Here is an 18864-nt window from a genome sequence, read left to right on the forward strand (position 1 = left end):
TCCCTTTCAGAGACGGTGACTTCGGATGTGGAGCGGGTCAACCTCGCCACCTCCGCAGCGTGGGACGGGCGGGGGTCGCGGCGGCCTGGGGCTGCCCCGCGACGGCTCCGGGCGCGCCGCCGGGCTCCTCGTCGGCCACCCCCAGGTACAGGCGGCGGACCTCGTCGGTCCGGGCCAGTTCCGACGCGTCGCCGGTGAGCCGGACCTCGCCCACGTCCAGGACGTACGCGGTATCGGCCAGGTCGAGGGCGACCGCGGCGTTCTGCTCGACCAGCAGCACGGCCGTGCCCTGCCGGGCGATCTCGCGGACCACCGACGCGATGACGCCGACCATCTTCGGCGCGAGCCCGAGGGACGGCTCGTCGAGCAGCAGCAGCCGCGGCCCGGCCATCAGTGCCCGGCCCATCGCGAGCATCTGCTGCTCGCCGCCGGACAGCAGCCCCGCGTGCTGCCGCTCGCGCTCGGCGAGCACCGGGAACAGTTCCAAGACGCGCTCGCGCGCCTGCCGGGCCCGCCGCGAGCGGCGGCCCCCCGTGCCGAGCAGTCCGGCCGTGAGGTTCTCCGCGACCGACAGCCCCGCGAACACCCGGCGGCCTTCCGGGACCTGCACGATCCCGGCGCGCACCGCGGCGACGGAGTCGCGGCCGTTGAGCTTCCGGCCGCCGTACGTGATCGAGCCTTTCTCGAGGGTTCCGTGGTGCAGGAAGAGGGTCCCCGAAACCGCGCGCAGCAGCGTGCTCTTGCCGGCGCCGTTGGACCCGAGCACGGTGACGATGCCGCTCGCCGGAACCGTGACGCTCACCCCGCGCAGCGCCTGGACGGAACGGCCGTACGCGACATGCAGCCGGTCGACGACGAGCGCGCCGTCGCCGCCCGGCCGAGGCCGTGACGCGTCCCCGCCGGAACGGCCCGCCGGCGCGGGGTCCGTCCCCGGGGCGGGTGCGTGCTCCCCTCGTGGCATCCGGCCTCCTGTCTCTCGCAGCCTCGAAGTGACGGACACCACAGCACGCACCGGCGCGCATCGTCCATACGCCCGGCACATGACGTGGCACCGGACCAACCGGGGCTCCGCGCGTTTGTGCGGACGCACAGGGGCGGGGGCCGACAGGGGCTCACGCTTGTGAGCGGCCACAACCGCGGGCGGGGGCGGCGGGGTGCGAAGCGGCCCTCGGGTGCGGGGATGCGCGATGCCGGGGGGTGGCCTTACGGCGGATGGGGTCGGGGATCGGTCGGGGCGGGGTGTGCCGGGGCGTCACGGGCCGGTGTGCGGGCCGGACGCGCTCGGCGTGCGGGCCTGTTCACGCTCGCGGCCCGGGTCTTCGACGGGGTCGGCTCGCGGCCGTCTCGATGCGTCGGACCGCTCCCCCGCGGTGGCGAACCGGCGTTCCGGTTCACCCGTCGCGCCGCCCGTCCGACGACGGGCGGTGATCACGCCCCCGTCAGGCGATACGCGTCCAGGGCCAGCCCGAGTTCCACGAGATCCCGCGGCAGCCCGAGGTCCCGTCCGGTCAGCTGCTCGAAGCGGCGCAGCCTGTTGAGGACGGTGTTGCGGTGGCAGAACAGCCGGGCGCCGGCCCGCGCGGCGGAGCCGCCCGCGTCGAACCACGCGGCGAGGGTGCCCAGCAATACGTCCCGGTCTCCCGGATCGAGCGCGAGGACCGGGCCGAACGTGCGGGTCGCGAGCGCGTGCGACAAGTCCGTCTGATTGGCCACCATCGCGGCTGGCAGGCGCTCGTCCAGGCGCGCGATGTCGCCGTCCGACGCGCAGGTGCGCAACGCGAGTTCGGCCAGCCTGCGGGCGCGGCCCAAGTCGGCGAGTCCGTCCACGACCAACCCGATCCCGACACGCGAACCCCCGGACGGCCGCAGGGCCTCGACCAGCCCCGCCAACGCCTCCAGGTCGCCGACGCCTTGGTGCAGCAGCGCGACGGCGAACTCGGCGTCGGCGCGCGAACGCCACAGCAGATGGGTGCCCTCGGCCCCGGACGTACGCGGCCGGTCGTGCCGTCCGGCCCCCGGTCGCGCGTGCCGCAGCACGGCCACCGCGTACCGGCCGTCCTCGGGCAGGTCGAGCACCGCCGCCGCGGCACCGAGATCGGCCGGGTCCGCTCGGCCGTCGAGCAGGGCGTCCAACAAAGCACGTGTGCGCTCGTGGTGATGGACCGTCAGCTCGGCGGCGAGGCTCCGGTACGCGTCCGAGACGACCGTCGAATGGTGGTCGACGACGTGCCACACCGTGGTCGCGGCGTGCACCAACTCGGGGACGTCCTGCGGCTCGCGCTCCATGGTGGTCTCGACCAGCGCCTGCCACACGATGGCGCCGCCGATCCGGAACGCGTGCAGCAGCGCGTCCAACGGCAGCCCCTGTTCGGCCCGCCGACGCCCCAACCGCCATGTCTGCGGGCTGGGTTCCCGCTCGCCGGGCCGCGCGAGCAGGATCAGCAACGCGCTCCGCAGCGATTCCCGGCAGCCCTGCCGGACCTGGTCCGGCGGCACGGGGCCGTCACGGTACGTCGACTCCTGCTCGTAGAGCGCGGTCACGAGCCGGTCGGTGAGTTCCGGCAGCCGCTCCAGCAACACCCGCGCGGCCCGCCGCAGCAAGCGCACGTGCGGCTCCTCGGCGACGAGGGGTCGGAGCGGCGGGACGTCGGGGGCGCCGGCCGGTGGCGACGGCGGGAGTGCGGGGGCGCCGTCACCCCGCGCGGGTGCGTGCGCGGGTCCGGGGGCCGTCGGTGGCGCGGACGCGGCGCCGAGCGAGGTTGTCGCACCGTGCATCGTGCCTCCACCGCTCGTGACAAGACGCCGTGCAGAGGCCATAGCCTGCCATCGAAGGCATCCACGGGGGAGGGCCTGCCGACGTAACGTTTCGGTGGTCGGCGCCGATCCTGTGGCGCCCCACAGACTTGCCGGTGCGGTACGCGTGTGTCGGCCGCCGCGCACACCGCCGCCGGGCGCCCGAGTGGCCGCGGACCGCCGCACGGTCGGCGGCCCGCGGCCGGTCGCCCCCCGGACCACCAGGTCCAACACCTTGTGGACGAACGCCCGTTCGCCCGCGGTGTGGTCGATCATCTCGCGGCGGTCGCACAGCCGCGGCGCGGTGTCGTACGGCAGTCCGATGCGCCGTTCCTGCGTCACGCGGTTGACGCGCTGCTTGATCTCGACCTGCACCGGGGAGTCGCCGCCGACGTTTGCCGGGTCGCCGTAGTGGCGGATCCGGAGTTTGCGCCGGAACTTCAGGCCCTCGATCTTCTCCCAGTAGAAACGCAGGTGGGCGGTGTCGTAATAGACGCTCCACACCCCGTAGCCACCGACCCGGGGCGTGCGGGTCGCGGTCCATGCGCTCGGCCATCTCGTCGCGGAGCGCGTCGACCGGCGCGACCGGGACGAGGTACTTGAGTTCGTCGCGGTTGAACGCGTGCAACCGGCCGGCCACGCCCAGCCGTCGGTCACGCGCCCCGTCGTCATCGTCCACGGCCGGTGTGGGAGGCGGCGGTTCGGCCCCGGCCGGTGCCCTCCCCCGCACGTGCCTGTCGCGTCGCCGGAACATCCCTCTCCTCACCTCGCCATGTCGTAGCGGCCCTTCGCCTGCACGGGCAAAGAAACCGTCGACTCATGAGAAAGAGATGAGAAACGGAGGATGAACGGGTGGTGACTTCTCGGTGGACTCATCGTGAACGCGCCGCCCGGGCGCGCCGCACGCCGCGTCAGCTCTGCAGGTGCAGGGTCGCCAACTCCAGGCTCCCCAAAGCCATTTGCTTCTCGTTCAGGGATTCGACGCCGCGGCTCTGGCCGATCAGGAAGCGCGGGTACACCGGCGGCATCATCACCGCGTCGCGGACCAGGATCTCGTTGGCGAGGCGGCACAGCTTCGCACGGCGGCTCGCCTCGTTGACCGCCCACGCCTCCTCAAGAAGGCGGTCCAGTTCGGCGTTGCGGTAGCCGGTGTTGTCCGGGTGCGTGGACGCGGCCGGGGCCAGGACGTCGAACGCGGTGCGCCCGGCCGCGCCGGCGGGCCGGCGGATCGCCATCGCCAGATCGAACTCCCCGGCCCGGCGCCGCTGTTGCCACACGTCGCCGGGGACTTCGTCGATCCGGGCGCGCAGGCCGAAGTCGGCCCACTGGCGGGCCAGCGTCTCGGCGGGCTTGCGCAGGCCGTCGTCGGCCCGCAGCAGCACGGTGAAGTCGATCGGGCCGGTGACCCCCGACTCGCCGAGCAACACCCGTACCCGGTCGCCGTCGACGACCTCCGGGTAGGGCGCGTACGCCGCGTCCCAGCCCTCCGTGGCGGGCCCGATCGGGCCTTGGCCGATCACCGCGAAGCCCTTGAAGTCGCTGTCCCGCACCGGCTTGCGCGGGATGCCGGCCGCGAGCGCCCGGCGCACAGCGATGTTGTCGAACGGCGCCCGCCGCATGTTCAGCGCGGTGACCAGGTCGGCCGGTGCGGACACGGCGTGGGCCTGCATGCCCTTCACCTTTTGCAGCGGCCGGAGTTGGTCCGCCGCGAGCCGGGGGTCGATACCGATCCGCTTGGCCTTGAGGTCGCCCACCCGGGTCGCTCCGGGCGCCGCGACACGGAACTCGATCGCGTCCAACGGGGGCCGGGGGCCCCGGTATTCGCCATTGCGGCGGAGCCGCACCGACTCACCCGGCACGACCGTCTCGACCGCGAACGGGCCCGTCCCGACGAGCGCTTGCGGGTCGTCGAGCGAACCGGCGTGCGGGATCGGCAGGTTCGCGAGGAACTGCCGCAGGATTCCGAACGGTTTCGGCAGCTCTATGCGCACGGTCAGCGGGTCGACGGCGGTGACCGCACCGATCCGCCCACCGAGATACGGCGCCCACTCCCCGGCCGTCCGCGCGGACGAGACCCGGGTCAGGCAGGCCGCGACGCTGTGCGCGTCGAAGGGCGCGCCCCCGGCGTACGTGATCCCCGGACGCAGCCGGATCGTCCACACCAGGCCGTCCGCCGACACCTGCGGATCCGCGGCGGCCAACACCGGCTCGAGCGTCGTGTCGTCGCGGTACGCGTACAGCGCCTCGACGACCGGATCGGACACCCAGCGGGCCTCCTCCGCGACTCCGTGGGCCGGGTTGAGCGACTCGGGATACACCGGCAGCCCGACCACCAGCTCACCGCCGGTTTTGAGCGCCGGGTCCCCGCCCCCGCACCCGGTGAGCAGCCCGCCCGCCGCCACCGCGAGGCCGGTCCCCGCACCGAGGACCAGAAAGCGGCGTCGGCCCAGATTCATGCGCACTGTCCTTTCCGGCGCGCGACACAGAGCCGGCGACCGGCTGCTTCGTAGGCGGTCGGAGGTAAGCGTAAGGGCTGCTCCCCGCCGGGGCGGCACCCGCGCCCCTGGCCGGACCGGCACCCGGGCGCCCCGGAGTCAGACGGTGAAGACGACCTTGCCGAACAATTCGCCGTCGGCCATGCGCGCGAACCCCTCGCGGGCCCGGTCCAGCGGCAGCACGGTGTCGATCGCCGGACGCACCCCTCCGGTCGCGCACAGGCTCAGCAGCCCGGCCAGCTCGTCGCGGTCGCCCATCGTCGACCCGACGACGCGCATCTCCTGGAAGAAGATCCGGGTCAGCTCCCCCGACGACGGGTTCGACCCGCTGGTGGCCCCGGAGATGACGACCGTCCCGCCCGGCCTGAGGCTGCGCAGCGAATGGCTCCACGTCGCCTCGCCCACGGTCTCCATGACCGCGTCGACCCGCTCCGGCAGCCGCTCGCCGGACGCGAACGCGCGGTCGGCCCCCAACTCGACGGCCCGCTCGCCCTTGGCCGCGTCCCGGCTCGTGACCCACATGCGGAAGCCGGCCGCCTTGCCGAGCGCCACGAGCGCCGTCGCGACACCGCCGCCCGCGCCCTGCACGAGGACCGTCCCGCCGGGCCGGACCCCGGAGTTGGTGAACAGCATGCGGTACGCCGTGAGCCACGCGGTGGGCAGGCAGGCCGCCTCCTCGAAGGACAGCTCCTTCGGCTTCGGCAGGAGGTTCCAGCGCGGTACGGCGACCTTCTCGGCGAACGTGCCGTCGTACTTCTCGGTGAGGATCGACCGCGGCTCGTCGGTGCCAAGCCCGCCGATCACCGAGTGCAGGACGACCTCGTTGCCGTCCTCGTCGATGCCGGCCCCGTCGCACCCGAGCACCATCGGCAGGGCCTTCTCGGTGATCCCGACGCCCTTGAGGGTCCACAGGTCGTGGTGGTTCAGCGACGCGGCCTTGACCGTCACCGTCGTCCATCCCGGCGGCAACGGCGACCGCACCCCCGGATCGGGACGCTCTCCCAGCTCAAGACCCGACAGCGGGTCGTCGGGACTGATGCGGACGGCACTCACGGCGAACATGGCTGCGACCTTATCGAGACGAACGGGCAGGACAACGGGCGACCACCGCCTCCCGCGCCACCCCCGCGCCACATCGTGCGTGATCGACGGGCGAGGCGAGGAGAGCGGGCGCGGCCCGCCGCCGGAGACCGCGGGTGCGGGCGGGTCCGCCGTCGGAACGCGATCCCGCAACCGCCGCGGGAAACGGGCGCGGGCCGCGGAATCGCGTTCCGACCGCGGGAAGATCAGCGCCGGGCGACACCGTCGCGGCGGGCCGCCTCGGCCACCGCCAGCGTCACCGCCGGCGCGACCCGCTCGTCGAACGGGCTCGGGATGACCTTGTCGGGCGACAGCTCGTCCGCGACCACCGCCGCGAGGGCCTCGGCCGCCGCGACCTTCATGCCCTCGGTGATCCGCGACGCGCGGACCGACAGCGCGCCCGCGAACACGCCGGGGAACGCCAGGACGTTGTTGATCTGGTTCGGGTAGTCGCTGCGCCCGGTCGCCACGACCGCGGCGTACTTCAGCGCGACCTCCGGCATGATCTCCGGGTCGGGGTTGGCCATCGCGAAGATCAGCGCGTTCGGCGCCATCGTCGCCACGACCTCCTCCGGCACCTTGCCGGCCGAGACGCCGAGGAAGACGTCCGCTCCGCGCAGGGCCTCGTCGATCGGGCCCTTGAGCTTGGCCTTGTTGGTCAGTTCGGCGATCAGGCGCTTGACCGGCGTCAGGTCGTCGCGGCCCTCGTGCACGATGCCGCGCGAGTCGACCACGCACAGGTCGCCGATCCCCGCCTCCAGCAGGATCTTCGCGATGGCGATACCGGCCGCGCCCGCGCCCGAGATGACCGCGCGCAGGTCCTTCAGCTCGCGCCCGGTCACCGTGGCGGCGTTGCGCAGCGCCGCGAGGGCGACGATGGCGGTGCCGTGCTGGTCGTCGTGGAACACCGGGATGTCCAGGCGCTCCTGGAGTTTGCGCTCCACCTCGAAGCAGCGCGGCGCCGAGATGTCCTCCAGGTTGACGCCGCCGAACGACGGCGCGAGGCGCGCGACGGTCTCCACGATCTCGTCGACATCGGTGCAGTCCAACGCGATCGGAACCGCGTCCACCCCGCCGAACTGCTTGAACAGCAGCGCCTTGCCCTCCATGACCGGGAGGGAGGCCTTGGGGCCGATGTCGCCCAGACCGAGCACGGCGGTGCCGTCGGTGACGACCGCCACCGTGTTGGACACCCAGGTGTAGTCGTTCACCAGGTCGGCGTTCTCGGCGATCGCGGTGCACACCCGGGCGACACCCGGGGTGTAGGCCAGCGACAAATCGTCCTTGTCGCGGACCGGAACCGTCGAGCGGATCTCCAGTTTGCCGCCCCGATGCAGGGCGAATGCCGGATCGACGTCGTCCGGCGTGGTGCTCTCCGTGGGGATGATCTCCGCTGCCACAGTGACCCCTTTGTCAATGCAGTAAGTAAGTGGTGCAGCTCCATTTGCGACCGTCCACCACCCTCAGGGATTCGGGCCTGAAGTGGTGTCCGTGAAACACCGCTGGATGCTGCCTGCCTCGGCGGCGCCGGCACTGTGTCCGTGCTCGCGATCCGACGAGGGTACGGGGGTCACCCGTGCCGTCCAGCCTGGCACAGCCCCCGAACGCAGGTTCATCGGGGCGGCGACGCCGTCCGCCGCAGTCTTCCGCGCGTACCGCCCACGGCCGCCCAAGTTAGCGGGACGGACAGTAGGGTTGCTGTAACCGCCGCCACAGAATTCGGCCCCGAAGTCCGCAACGACCCGGTCGGCCCCGGAGCGCGGACGGCGGCCCGAGCGCCGATCTCCCCCGGAAGGCGGACTGTCGTGGAACTCGCCGCGTACGCCGAATACGCGGTCCGGCTGGTCAACACCGAGGCCCCCGGCCGCGGCACCGACGACCTGCGCACGACCGGCGACATCGCGCGGCTGCTCGACGCGCTCGGCCGTCCGCCCTCGCGGGTCACCGAGTCGGACGTCCCCCGGTTGCGCGCGGTCCGCGCCCGGTTGCGCGCGGTCTTCACCGACGCGGTCGAGGGCCGCCACGACGACGCGGTCGCCACCCTCAACGGGCTGCTCGCCGAATATCCCGTACACCCGCGTGTCACCGGCCACGACGGCAAGCCGTGGCACATCCACCTCTCCGACGAGCAGTCGGGCGCGGCCGAGTCGTACGCGGCGGTGGCCGGGATGGGCCTCGCCGTGCGGATGACGTCCCTCGGCGTGGACCGCCTGGGCGTGTGCGAGGCGGCACCGTGCCGCAACGTGTTCGTGGACGGGTCGGCCAACCGGTCGCGGCGCTACTGCTCGGACCGGTGCTCGACCCGTGCGAACGTCGCGCAGTACCGGGCCCGCCGCAAGTCCGCGCGAGCGGTCGACGCGCTGGGAGCGGCCCCCCGGGGCCACGAACTCCCGTGACGCCGACGGGCACCGCGCCGCGGCGTGCCCCCAGGGGTCTCGCGCCGAGCCGGTGATCCGCCGACTCGCCGGGTCGGCGCCCGCGCCCGGCCGCGCTGTCTTGGCCGCGCACGGACCACCGCAGACCACCTCGGACCACGGCCGACGAGGCCGCCGCACGCCGGGCCGCGGCGGGCACCGCAGCCCTTCGGGGGCCACGACCGCGGTCAGTCCGCGAACGGGTTGTCGTCGCCCACACGCCGCCAACGCGGCAGCGACAGCCGCCGCCCGCCGCGCGGGCGCCGTACCGCCAGCACCCGGCCGAGCACCAACGCGTCCGGCACCGGCCCGAACTCGCGGCTGTCGGTGCTGCGATGGGGGTTGTCGCCGAGCAACCGCCAGCCGCCGCCCTCGCGTTCGGCCGCGCGTTTGACCATCGCGACCCCGGGGCGGTCCGGCCGCAGCGCGAGGACGACGTCCCCGCGGCGGACGCGGGCGCCGTACCGCACGAGAACGCGGTCGCCGTCGGCGAGGTTCGGCAGCATCGATCCCCCGCGCACGTCCGCCAGACCCCAGGGCAGCCGGCGGCGGGATTCCTCCCGGATGTCAGCCAATGCCCTCTCCGTCCCTCCGGGCGCCCGACCCGCGGCCTGAACAACCGGCGAACACACCCACCACGCAACCGGGGTGGCCGGGAAAACCGGCTGCCCCGGGAGTAGTGTCCCCCGTGGGAAGACGATCACAGAAAGGACCCACATGTTCGCTCGTCTGTTCGCGCGTACCGTGACCGCCGAGGCGCACTGCGACCTCCCCTGCGGCGTGTACGACCCGGCCCAGGCCCGCATCGAGGCCGAGTCGGTCAAGGCGATCCAGGAGAAGTACCAGGCCAACGAGGACCCGGCGTTCCGCGCCCGGGCGATCGAGATCAAGGAGCAGCGCTCCGAGTTGGTCAAGCACCACCTGTCGGTGCTGTGGAGCGACTACTTCAAGGCGCCGCACTTCGAGAAGTACCCGAACCTGCACACCCTGTTCAACGACGCGATCAAGGCGGCGGGCGCGGGCGGCACCAAGGGTTCGAACGACCCGGCCACCGGCACCGCCCTGCTCGACCTGATCGGCCAGATCGACGCGATCTTCTGGGAGACCAAAAAGGCGGCGTGACGATCTAAGCCGTCTGACCTGCGGGAACGCCTTCCGCAGGGTCTGCCGGTCCGTACCCGGTCCGTAGGATTTCCAGCACGGAATCCATGACGGACCGGGTGCGGTCTTCGTCTCCGGGCCACAGGTGCGAGTACACCCGCAGGGTGATGACCGCCGAGGAGTGCCCGAGTACTACCTGGACTTGCTTCACGGACGCGCCACCGGCGATGAGCGCCGAGGCGAAGAAGTGCCGCAGGTCGTGCACCGTCCAGACGGTGATCGTGTGGCGCGGCTGGCCGAGTTTGTCCGCAACGGCGTCGGCCGCCTTCTGCATGGCCCGATAGGCGGCGTTCCAGACCGTGCGCCACCGTCGGTACAGCAACGGCTTGCCCCGCTCGTCGGTGAAGACCCACGCGTCGGTCGGGAAGGCCGCGAGGTGGAGCGCCAGGGCGTCAATGACGACCTGGCCGACGGGCACGGTGCGGTACGACCGTTGGGTCTTCGGGGGGTTGATCTCGCCGTCCTGCGTCCGCTGTCGCTCGACGCGGACGGTACGGCGCAGAAAGTCGATGTCGGAGACCTTGAGCCCGAGGATCTCCCCGATCCGCAGGCCGGAGCCGGCGGCGAGGATCACGGCGGCCCGATAGCGGTCCGGCATCGCGTCGGCGATGGCCTGGACTTCCTGGATCGTCGGCGGCACCACCTCCGTGTCGGGCAGCTTGGGCAGGGTGATCCGACGGCAGGGCGTGGAGGCGATGACGCGGTCGTCGACCGCTGATTGCATGACCCGGGCCAGGACGTCGTACACGTTTCGGACGGAGCCCGGAGCCAGTTCCTCGGACAGAAGCTTTACGAACTTTTGAACATGCGTGCGACGAATCGTCGCGATCGCGTGCTGCCCGAGCGCCGGGTTGATGTGGAGCCGCAGTGCGTTGTCGTTGATGCGGGCCGTTCCCTCGGCGCAGACCTGGCTCTTCTGCCAGTCCTCGGCAACGGCTTGCAGCTTGACGCGGCCGGCCTTCGGGTCGACGTACTGACCGGTCAGGATGCTCGCGGTGACCTGGTCGAGCCAACGCTGAGCGTCGACCTTGCGGTCGAAGTGGCGTGAGCGCTCCTGACGGTCCTCGTCGTACCAGCGGGCACGCCACTTACCGTTCGGGCGCTTCTGGATGCTCGCCAACTGATTCCTCCTCAAGGTAGGGGGCAAGAAGTCCCCGCAGCGGCGGGGGCAGGGTGTCGAGGCCGAGATCGTCGGCCAGTTGTCGGAGCCGTCGGCGCTCCGCTTCCAAGTGCTGGACCGCCTCGTCGTGCTGCTCCATCAGCCGCTCGACGTCCGCCTCGGCGGCGTCGACGCGGAATCGCGCCTGGAGCAGGTCGAACTCGCGGTCGCCCGCGCCGACGACCGCCTCGCTGATGAACGCGAGCGGCGGGATGCTCAGGATGTCCGCGATCGCCATGGCCTCATCGAGGCGGATCGGCCGCGAGCCGTTCTCGATCTTGGCCACCTGGGTCTGGTGCATCTTGAACCCGCGCTCGGTCATGGCATCGGCGATGTGCTCTTGCGAGAGGTGCATCGCCTTCCGTAGGTGTCGCAGGTTGTGGGCCACGAGGGCCTCAGCGCTCACGCGCCCGTCGCTGTCCGTCATGCGACCAACCGTACCAACCCCTCTCGGCATGGAATACCAACCTCGGTGTGGTACGTTAGCACGACAGCATAAGAATCCAACCCCCAGGAGCATAGTGACGCGCTACTACACCACCGCCGAAGTCGCCGAGCGATACCGCACGGCCCCCAGCACGGTCCGCTACTGGCGGCACATCGGCTACGGGCCCAAAGGCGTGAAGGTCGGACGACGCGTGCTGTACGCGGAAGCGGAACTCGACCGCTTCGACGCGGAAATGGCCAGGCAACAGGCCGAGCAGGGCATGCGGTGGGCGGCGTGACCACGCCCTGACCCCAAACGAAAGCGGTCCCTGGTGCTCCAACACCGGGGACCGCGACGAGCCCTACGAGATCGCCCCGATACCGAACGACCAGTCCATGGTGAGCGGAACTGCCAGGTTCCGGCTCACCGGTGAGGAACTCGTGACCCGCAACTTTACGTCCTCCCCCGGCTCCGCGCCATCCGCCGCACCGGAGGACGATGCCCACCCATACCCGCCGCTTGCCGGACTTCCGCACGACCTGATGGCCGAGCAGGCGGTGCTGGGGGCATGCATCCTCAGCCCCGCCGCGCTCGACGAGGCGCGGCAGATCATCGCCGGGGTGGACTTCCTGCGCCCCGCGCACGAGCACGTGTGGCGTGCGCTTCTGGAGCTGCACGGCGAAGCAAAACCGACAGACGTGGTGGTGTTGCACGACCACCTCGCCCGGACGGGCCGCCTCACGCTCGTAGGCGACGCGCCGTATCTGCACACCCTCGTCGCGGCTCCGCCGACGGCGTCGAACGTCGGCCATTATGCGCAGATCGTGCGCCGCCAAGCCGCACTGCGGCGCCTGCAGCAAGCTGCCGCCACCACCATCCAGCGCACCCATGCTGAGGACGCAGACCCTGACGAGATCCGCGCCGCGCTCGACACCGCGCTGCGCGAGGAGCACGAGCTGTCCCTCGCCTCCGGCAGCGGCCGACTGTCCCGGTTCGTGGTCAGCGGCTGGGACTTCGTCACCAAGACCGGCGCGGACAAGCAGCCGCTTTGGGGCACGCGCGAGCAGACCGCGTGGGCATCCGGCGAGTCGCTGATGATCGTCGGCCCGCCCGGCGTCGGCAAAACCACGCTCGCCCACCAAGTGGTCATGGCCCGCCTTGGACTCGCAGCTGCGGTCCTGGATCTGCCGGTCGCCGAGGGTGAGCGGATCTTGTATCTGGCGATGGACCGCCCCCAGCAGATCGCCCGCGCCATGGCGCGGCGCGTCTACGAGTCCGACGAAGGCGTACTGCGGGACCGGCTGGTGGTGTGGCAGGGTCCGCTCCCCGTCACCCTCGACAAGGAACCCGACCTGCTCGCCGACCTCGCCGCAGCCTACCGGGCCGACACCGTGATCATCGACAGTCTCAAGGACGCGGTCTCCACGATGGTCGACGACGCCGCGGCCGTCGCCTTCCACAACGCCCGCATGCGCGCGCTGCGGGGCGGGGTGGAGGTCATGGAGCTGCACCACCAGCGCAAGACCCCCGCCGAGGCCCCACGCGGCGGGCGACCGGCACTGGACCGCGTGTACGGCTCGACCTGGATCACGTCAGGGGCGGGCAGCGTGCTGTTCATCCAGGGCGAGGCCGGTGACCCGGCGGTGACGATCCATCAGCTCAAGTGCGTCACGGGAGAGATCGGGCCACTGCCGGTCGTCCACGACCACGACCGCGGCACCACATTCGTCGAGGACACCTACGACCCCCTCACGCTTCTCCACAAGAGCCCGCACGGCATGACCGTCCGCGAGTTGGCCTGCACCCTCTCCGGCACCCCCAACCCCGGCCGCGCCGATGTCGAGAAAGCCCGCCGCAACCTCGACCGCTTGGTCCGCACCGGCCTGGCGACCAAGAGCCCTGGAGCCGCAGGCGGCGTACGCGGCGGGCAGGAAGCCCGCTACCAGGCCACCGCACCGCTCAGCGCCGTGCGGTAAGCCGTCAGGACCCTCCACAGCCCACGCAGCCCCCGTCGGGATCCCGGCCCGCCCCGCGCGCTGGACCCGACGGGCCGCTCTTCGGCGTCCCGCGCACACGGCGCCCCCCGACTCCTCAAAGAGGCCACGCGTGCTTGCCGCAAGCCCGCTCATCCGCTCGCCCACGAGCGTTCACGGGACCGTACACGCGCCCGAAATGTCCCCCATCGTTCACGGCCCTCATTCACCGCTCACGCGTGCGGCAAAACCGCTGGTCAGGCGATCACGCGACCGTACACGCCGTACACGCGGCCATCGTTCACGCGCGGAGCCCCCTTTAGGAGGGGGTTCCGCGTGAACGCCCGTCCGCAGGCACCGTGATCGCACTCCGCAATCCATCACCGCAACTCCCCGCACCCGTCCGCCGGAAAGGCATCCGCATGACCTCCGTCCACGACCCCGCCGTGCACACCGACCACACCGCCTGCGCAGGCGTTACGGCCGCGCTCGCACTCGGCGTGCCGCGCCCGCTGTGCCGGTACGCCGTCCACGACCGCACACAGCAGTTGCTGCGCGACGTCGTCACCGCCGAGGAGGCCCCCGGCGGGCAGCAGCGCGCCAACGAGGCACTGCGCGTCATGTCCCGGTTCCTGGAGTCCGCAGCCGCCGCCTTCCTGCCCGCCCCGCACACCGCGGTCGCGGGCGTGGGCCAACCGGACATCGTCCCGAACACCGAGCCTGGGAGCGACGTGACCGCCCCGCCCTCGGTGTTCCTGGGCCTGCTGGAAGCCGTCGTCAAAATCCTGCACCGGTACTGGGACGCGTACGACGACCTCGCCGAGCAGAACGACCCGGCCGATTACCACATGTTCGATCCGCGTCCTGGCACGTTCATCGGCAGGCGCGCCGGCCGCGCCGTCGGCCTGACCATCCTGACGCTCATGGACGCCATCACCGAGCAGGTGCGACAGATCCTCGGCGGGCGCCCCATCCGCCCTGACCTGCCCGACGAGGCCTGACCGCTCCTCCGGAAATCCTGGCGCTGAGCGCCGCGCGTTCCCGGACCGGGCACCTCCCGACGACTCACGACGTACCTGCGGTCGAACCCGTATTCGGACGCGGACTCCATCCCACGACGCGGACTCCACCAGCGGACGCCTTCTCCGGACGCCATCGCTGGACGCGGACGCCACCCTCGTCCGGCAGCGGACTCCATGTTCGGACGCGAACGCGGACGCGGACTCCTACGAGCTCGCGTCCGCTGCACCGCGAACTCCGGACCCGATACCGGATATCCGCTCGGTAACCACGGCCTTGGCCTGAGGTTCCGGTCACGGAGACAGCCGACCGCCAACTCGCGTCCGCGGGCAAACGGTCAGTCCGGCCGCCGGTCACCCGTCAGCCCGCACGACGACTCGCCTGACCATTGAGGAGGCCCCACCCTGACCACGCCCACCACCCCGGACCGCCCGACCGCGTCGACGGGAAGCCCGCCGCCCCAGCGACCCCCGGCCGTAGGCGCTGACAATATCGACTCGAACACCCGTGTCACCGAAGCCGGTTCGTCCCTCCCAGGGGGAGCGAGCTGGAACGATCGATACCCTTTGCGGGTATCGATCGCGCTCGCCCCAGCCCCGGGGGTGGCAGGGGACCTCCAGCGCCAGGGGGCGCCGGAGGGTGGGGGCGCGGCCGAGGGCGGCCACGACCCCAAACAGCACGGGCACCGCGTCGGCGAGACTCCGCCAACCGCACCACCCACCTCAACGCGCACTCCGTCCAAGGGCCGCCGCTACCGCTTGCGAACCCGAGAAGCACGCAGCAAATCCATCGCCGCCCGGGTCACCCCGACGGTGTTCGCCGCCGTCCAGGACGCGGCCGAGGAGCACGGCCTCACGCCGTCCGGTTACGCCGGGGACGCCATCGCCGCCGCGGTCCGCGCGGACGCGTCCGTCGTCCACGCGAGCCCGGACGCCGATCCGCTTCGCCCGTTGGTGACGACCCTCAACGGCCTCGCGACCCAGCTCGCCAGGATCGGCAACAACCTCAATCAGGTCACCCGCGCGACCCACCTCGGCACCGCTCTCACTGCGGACGCCGAGGAAGTCCTCGCTGCGGTCCGCGACAGCCAACTGCACGTCCATGGCGTCCTGGACTCCGTCCACGACGAGATCACCGGACACGCGGCGGAATCCCCGGACCCCATCGATACGTCTTCCGCCGCGCCGACTCCCGCCGACCGCACCACCGCCTGAGAGGAGAGGGAACCCGTTGGTCCCCGACGTTTCCACCGGATCGCACACGCGCGGACTGCTCGCCTACCTCTACGGCCCCGGACGCCGCGACGAGCACTTCGACCCCCACATCGTCGCCGCCTGGGACATGGCCGGCGCCCCCGACCCCGGCCGCGACGACGAAGCGACCTTGACCCAACTCGCGAAGCGCCTCGACCAGTACGTCGACCTGCGCACCGCCGAACTCGGTCCTCGCCCGCCCAAACACGTGTGGCACTGCCCCGTACGCACCGCCCCCGAGGACCGCTACCTCACCGACGCCGAGTGGGCGCAGGTCGCCCAACGGATCGTCGCCGCGACCGGTATCGCTCCTGAACGCGACGACCAGGCCTGCCGGTGGATCGCGGTTCGGCACGCGGACGACCACATCCACATCCTCGCCACCACCGTCCGCCTCGACGGCCGCCGGGCCAGGACGCACCGCGACGGGCAGCGCGCCCAGGACGAATGCCGCAGGATCGAAGCCGAGTTCGGACTGCGCCAACTCAAACAGGGCGACCACACCGCCCCCAAGTCCCCCACCGGCGCCGAAGTCGCCAAGGCCCGTCGCCAGGGCAAACCCACCACCGACCGCGAATGGCTGCGCGACCAGGTCACCGCCGCGCTCATCGCAGCCCGAAGCGAGGCGGAGTTCTTCTCGACCCTCGAACTCCTGGGTATCAAGGTCAAGTTCCGTATCGCCCCCAGCGGCGACACGACCGGCTACAGCGTCGCCGTCCCCGACAGCGACGTCTACTTCTCCGGCGCGAAACTCGGCCGCGACCTGTCCATCGTCCAAGTCCGCCAACGCCTGGCCGCCCAAGACCACTTGGCCGAATACCCCGACCGCACCCTCCACCCCTGGCAGCACGCCGAGCAGGCGCTGCGCCCCGCCCACGCCTTCCTCGACGCGGATACCGACCGCCAGACCGACGGCGGAGAAAGCGGCGACGCACCGGGCACGGCCGAGGCGTACCTGGTGGCGTACGGCGAACTCCTTCACACCACAGCGGCCACCGCCCCACCCGACCTACGCGCCGAACTCCGAGCCGCGGCTAGGGCCTTCCACCGCGCCACGCAGACCGCCCGCCGCGCCGACCACCAGCGCGCCGCCGCACTGAGGGCCGCCGCCAAACACCTGCTCGACACCCCGCCCGGCCGCCCCCAACCCGGCGATGCGCTCGCCACCCTGCTCACCACCCTCGTCCTCGTCGCGATCGCCGCCGTCCTGTGGCACCAAGCCCGCCGCCACCGACAGCAAGCCGACGCCGCCCGAGTCACCCTCACCCACCTGCGGACCGCGTACACCGCCGCCACGCAGCCGCTCCTGACCGAGCTAACCCGCAAGCCCCTCCCGGATACCACCATCCAGAATTACGCCGAGATCGTCCGCAGCACCGTCCCCGACCACGCCGAGCGCATCCTCAACGACGACGCCTGGCCCGCCCTCGCCGCAGCACTCGCCCGCGCCGAGACCGCCGGCCACCGCCCCGCCCAGATCCTGCGAACGGCCGCCGAACAACGCGAACTCGACACCGCAGACCGCCCCGCGCACGTACTGACCTGGCGCATCACCACCACACCCAGCGCCCGCACCAACGCCGCCCGTATGCGCGCGATCCGCCACCATGCCGCCCCCGATGCGGTCGGCCGCACCCCAACCGCACGGTCCACGGTTCCGGCACCGCGCAACCGAACGCGCTGACTCCCAACGCCGACGCGCCGCCCGTCATCCGGGCGGCGCGTTGCCGCGTTCCCGGGCCGCCGTGGGCGAACCGCCCGACAGATTGGCTGCTGCCCAGGGTGGGATCTTGACCTGCGGTACCCGGCAACACCACAAATATCTGATCTTTTAGCCCGATCGGGCGTGTTTGGTGCGATTCACCAAAAGAGCCGCCCAACTGGATGGATGATCTTGGTTGAGATGCCTTCCGCCCAGAGGTCGTGTTCCGGCCCGGGCGTATTCCGTTGACCCTGGAGATTCGATGCGACACCCTGTCTCCCGCCTGCGTACGCGCGCGCTGGCTGTCGGGCTCGTGCTGGCTGCTGCCACACTTGTGCCCTCCGGTTCCGCCGGTGCGGCTGATCAGTACGAGTGGGCCGCGCTGGGCGATTCGTACACCGCCGGCGGCTTCGTCGGCGACCCGCAGCCCGCCCTGGGTGATGCGTCGCGGGACGGCTGCGACCGCACCAGCGACGCCTACCCCGGCGTCGTCGACCGGGAGCTTGCCGAGTTCCCGCCGGGCAAGCCCGTCCACCTGACCAACGTCAGCTGCGGCAACGCCACCATCGCCGACATCGCCAAGACCAAGCAGACACCGGTCAGTCCGGTTGAGCCACCCGCCGACGGATGGACCGCGGTGGACCCGCAGATCACGCGGGCCGGCCTCAATGACCAGACCGATGTCGTCACCATCGGCGTCGGCGGCAACAGCCTGCCCTTCGGCGGCATGCTCCTCAAATGCCTCGAACAGGGTGCGAGCGGCCAGTCCTGCCGCGACTACTACACCAATCCTCCTGAGGGCGAGGAGAGCATCCAAGACAAGCTCGCCCGGGTCCAGGACGAGTACATCGAGATGCTGGCCCTGGTGCACCAGGCCGCGCCCAACGCCAAGGTGATCACGATCGGGTACCCGGCCGTCCTGCCGACGGAAGGCAGCGACTGCAACCGCCTGCTCCTCACCGAGCTCGGCTCGATCACGCACGCCGACGTGGACTGGCTCCGCGACGACGTCCTCACGCAGCTGAACAGCACGATCCAGCGGGTCTCGCAGTTCTTCGGCGACCGCTACGTCGACGTCTACTCCTCCAGCGTGGGCCACGACGCCTGCCAGCCCGCGGACACCAAGTGGGTCGAGGGTATCTGCGGCGACGCCGAGGACTACTGGCCCGCCAAGCTCCCCAACACGATCCTGAACTGCGGCCTCATCGACAAGCGCGTCACCCTGGTCCACCCCAACGCCGCAGGCCACGCCAACACCGCGGCCCACGTGGAGCGAGCGATCCGCATCGCCCTCCTCGAAGGCTGACCGACCCCGCCCGATCGCCAGCAGGCCGGGTTGCATGGGAAACCGGCGGCGGTTGAATACGAGCCCCTTACCGCTATCAAC

At 71.6% G+C, this 18864-nt stretch carries 16 protein-coding genes and 1 pseudogene; 8 read left to right on the forward strand and 9 right to left on the reverse strand.

The genetic code is table 11. The annotated features are described in order from the left end of the window. Nucleotides 1–37: 37 nt before the first annotated feature. The 6 genes and pseudogenes from LO772_RS12455 to LO772_RS12480 form a co-directional block, all read right to left on the reverse strand. Complete coding sequence (locus LO772_RS12455) at nt 38–961, reverse strand: ABC transporter ATP-binding protein (RefSeq protein ID WP_231778469.1); 924 nt, start codon at nt 959–961, stop codon at nt 38–40. Between the two features lie 467 nt (nt 962–1428). Beyond that, nucleotides 1429–2817, reverse strand: a complete 1389-nt coding sequence (locus LO772_RS36075; protein WP_331717345.1) for a PucR family transcriptional regulator — start codon at nt 2815–2817, stop codon at nt 1429–1431. A 189-nt stretch (nt 2818–3006) separates the two neighbouring features. After that, nucleotides 3007–3547, reverse strand: a pseudogene (locus LO772_RS12465) (VTC domain-containing protein); the annotation flags it as partial. Between the two features lie 157 nt (nt 3548–3704). Beyond that, nucleotides 3705–5249: an ABC transporter substrate-binding protein gene (locus LO772_RS12470; protein WP_231778470.1), complete on the reverse strand. Its 1545-nt coding sequence runs from the start codon at nt 5247–5249 to the stop codon at nt 3705–3707. Nucleotides 5250–5387: 138 nt separating this feature from the next. Next, nucleotides 5388–6350 (reverse strand): zinc-binding dehydrogenase, encoded by a 963-nt coding sequence (locus tag LO772_RS12475; protein WP_231778471.1) that lies wholly within the window; start codon nt 6348–6350, stop codon nt 5388–5390. 224 nt (nt 6351–6574) lie between these two features. After that, entirely contained in the window at nt 6575–7768 is a 1194-nt protein-coding gene (locus LO772_RS12480; RefSeq protein ID WP_231778472.1) for an NAD(P)-dependent malic enzyme, read from the reverse strand. A gap of 405 nt (nt 7769–8173) precedes the next feature. On the opposite strand from LO772_RS12480, the gene LO772_RS12485 reads away from it, so the two are divergent. Then, a complete protein-coding gene (locus LO772_RS12485) occupies nt 8174–8764 on the forward strand; it encodes a CGNR zinc finger domain-containing protein (protein WP_231778473.1) in 591 nt (196 codons plus the stop codon). A 206-nt stretch (nt 8765–8970) separates the two neighbouring features. Here the strand turns inward: LO772_RS12485 and sodX are convergent, their stop codons facing one another. After that, nucleotides 8971–9357, reverse strand: a complete 387-nt coding sequence (gene sodX, locus LO772_RS12490) for a nickel-type superoxide dismutase maturation protease (RefSeq protein WP_231778474.1) — start codon at nt 9355–9357, stop codon at nt 8971–8973. A gap of 142 nt (nt 9358–9499) precedes the next feature. Between sodX and sodN the strand changes: the two genes are divergently transcribed. Then, nucleotides 9500–9904, forward strand: a complete 405-nt coding sequence (sodN, locus tag LO772_RS12495) for a superoxide dismutase, Ni (protein ID WP_231778475.1) — start codon at nt 9500–9502, stop codon at nt 9902–9904. Nucleotides 9905–9908: 4 nt separating this feature from the next. On the opposite strand, the gene LO772_RS12500 is transcribed toward sodN, so the two are convergent. After that, a complete protein-coding gene (locus LO772_RS12500; RefSeq protein ID WP_231778476.1) occupies nt 9909–11063 on the reverse strand; it encodes a tyrosine-type recombinase/integrase in 1155 nt (384 codons plus the stop codon). Then, complete coding sequence (locus tag LO772_RS12505; RefSeq protein ID WP_231778477.1) at nt 11032–11529, reverse strand: helix-turn-helix domain-containing protein; 498 nt, start codon at nt 11527–11529, stop codon at nt 11032–11034. The genes LO772_RS12500 and LO772_RS12505 overlap by 32 nt, the downstream gene beginning before the upstream one ends. Before the next feature lie 94 nt (nt 11530–11623). Between LO772_RS12505 and LO772_RS12510 the strand changes: the two genes are divergently transcribed. The 6 genes from LO772_RS12510 to LO772_RS12535 all read left to right on the forward strand — a co-directional run bounded on the left by LO772_RS12510 (nt 11624) and on the right by LO772_RS12535 (nt 18783). Continuing rightward, nucleotides 11624–11827, forward strand: coding sequence for a helix-turn-helix transcriptional regulator (locus tag LO772_RS12510; RefSeq protein WP_231778478.1), 204 nt, complete (start codon nt 11624–11626; stop codon nt 11825–11827). Nucleotides 11828–11924: 97 nt separating this feature from the next. Further along, entirely contained in the window at nt 11925–13505 is a 1581-nt protein-coding gene (locus LO772_RS12515) for a DnaB-like helicase N-terminal domain-containing protein (RefSeq protein ID WP_269453196.1), read from the forward strand. A gap of 419 nt (nt 13506–13924) precedes the next feature. Then, nucleotides 13925–14503 carry a hypothetical protein gene (locus tag LO772_RS12520; protein WP_231778479.1) on the forward strand — a complete coding sequence of 193 codons (579 nt, stop codon included), beginning with the start codon at nt 13925–13927 and terminating at the stop codon, nt 14501–14503. 777 nt (nt 14504–15280) lie between these two features. Further along, nucleotides 15281–15736 carry a MobC family plasmid mobilization relaxosome protein gene (locus LO772_RS12525; protein ID WP_231778480.1) on the forward strand — a complete coding sequence of 152 codons (456 nt, stop codon included), beginning with the start codon at nt 15281–15283 and terminating at the stop codon, nt 15734–15736. Between the two features lie 16 nt (nt 15737–15752). After that, nucleotides 15753–17459 carry a relaxase/mobilization nuclease domain-containing protein gene (locus tag LO772_RS12530; protein ID WP_231778481.1) on the forward strand — a complete coding sequence of 569 codons (1707 nt, stop codon included), beginning with the start codon at nt 15753–15755 and terminating at the stop codon, nt 17457–17459. Between the two features lie 280 nt (nt 17460–17739). Next, a complete protein-coding gene (locus tag LO772_RS12535) occupies nt 17740–18783 on the forward strand; it encodes an SGNH/GDSL hydrolase family protein (RefSeq protein ID WP_231778482.1) in 1044 nt (347 codons plus the stop codon). The last annotated feature ends 81 nt before the right edge of the window (nt 18784–18864 follow it).

The organism is Yinghuangia sp. ASG 101 (assembly GCF_021165735.1).
Lineage (GTDB): Bacteria > Actinomycetota > Actinomycetes > Streptomycetales > Streptomycetaceae > Yinghuangia.

Excerpts from the sequence above, each read along its gene's own strand:
- LO772_RS12455 (WP_231778469.1), bottom strand. The coding sequence starts at position 961 with ATGCCACGAGGGGAGCACGCACCCGCCCCGGGGACGGACCCCGCGCCG.
- LO772_RS36075 (WP_331717345.1), bottom strand. The coding sequence starts at position 2,817 with ATGGCCTCTGCACGGCGTCTTGTCACGAGCGGTGGAGGCACGATGCAC.
- LO772_RS12470 (WP_231778470.1), bottom strand. The coding sequence starts at position 5,249 with ATGAATCTGGGCCGACGCCGCTTTCTGGTCCTCGGTGCGGGGACCGGC.
- LO772_RS12475 (WP_231778471.1), bottom strand. The coding sequence starts at position 6,350 with ATGTTCGCCGTGAGTGCCGTCCGCATCAGTCCCGACGACCCGCTGTCG.
- sodN (WP_231778475.1), top strand. The coding sequence starts at position 9,500 with ATGTTCGCTCGTCTGTTCGCGCGTACCGTGACCGCCGAGGCGCACTGC.
- LO772_RS12505 (WP_231778477.1), bottom strand. The coding sequence starts at position 11,529 with ATGACGGACAGCGACGGGCGCGTGAGCGCTGAGGCCCTCGTGGCCCAC.
- LO772_RS12515 (WP_269453196.1), top strand. The coding sequence starts at position 11,925 with ATGGTGAGCGGAACTGCCAGGTTCCGGCTCACCGGTGAGGAACTCGTG.
- LO772_RS12520 (WP_231778479.1), top strand. The coding sequence starts at position 13,925 with ATGACCTCCGTCCACGACCCCGCCGTGCACACCGACCACACCGCCTGC.
- LO772_RS12535 (WP_231778482.1), top strand. The coding sequence starts at position 17,740 with ATGCGACACCCTGTCTCCCGCCTGCGTACGCGCGCGCTGGCTGTCGGG.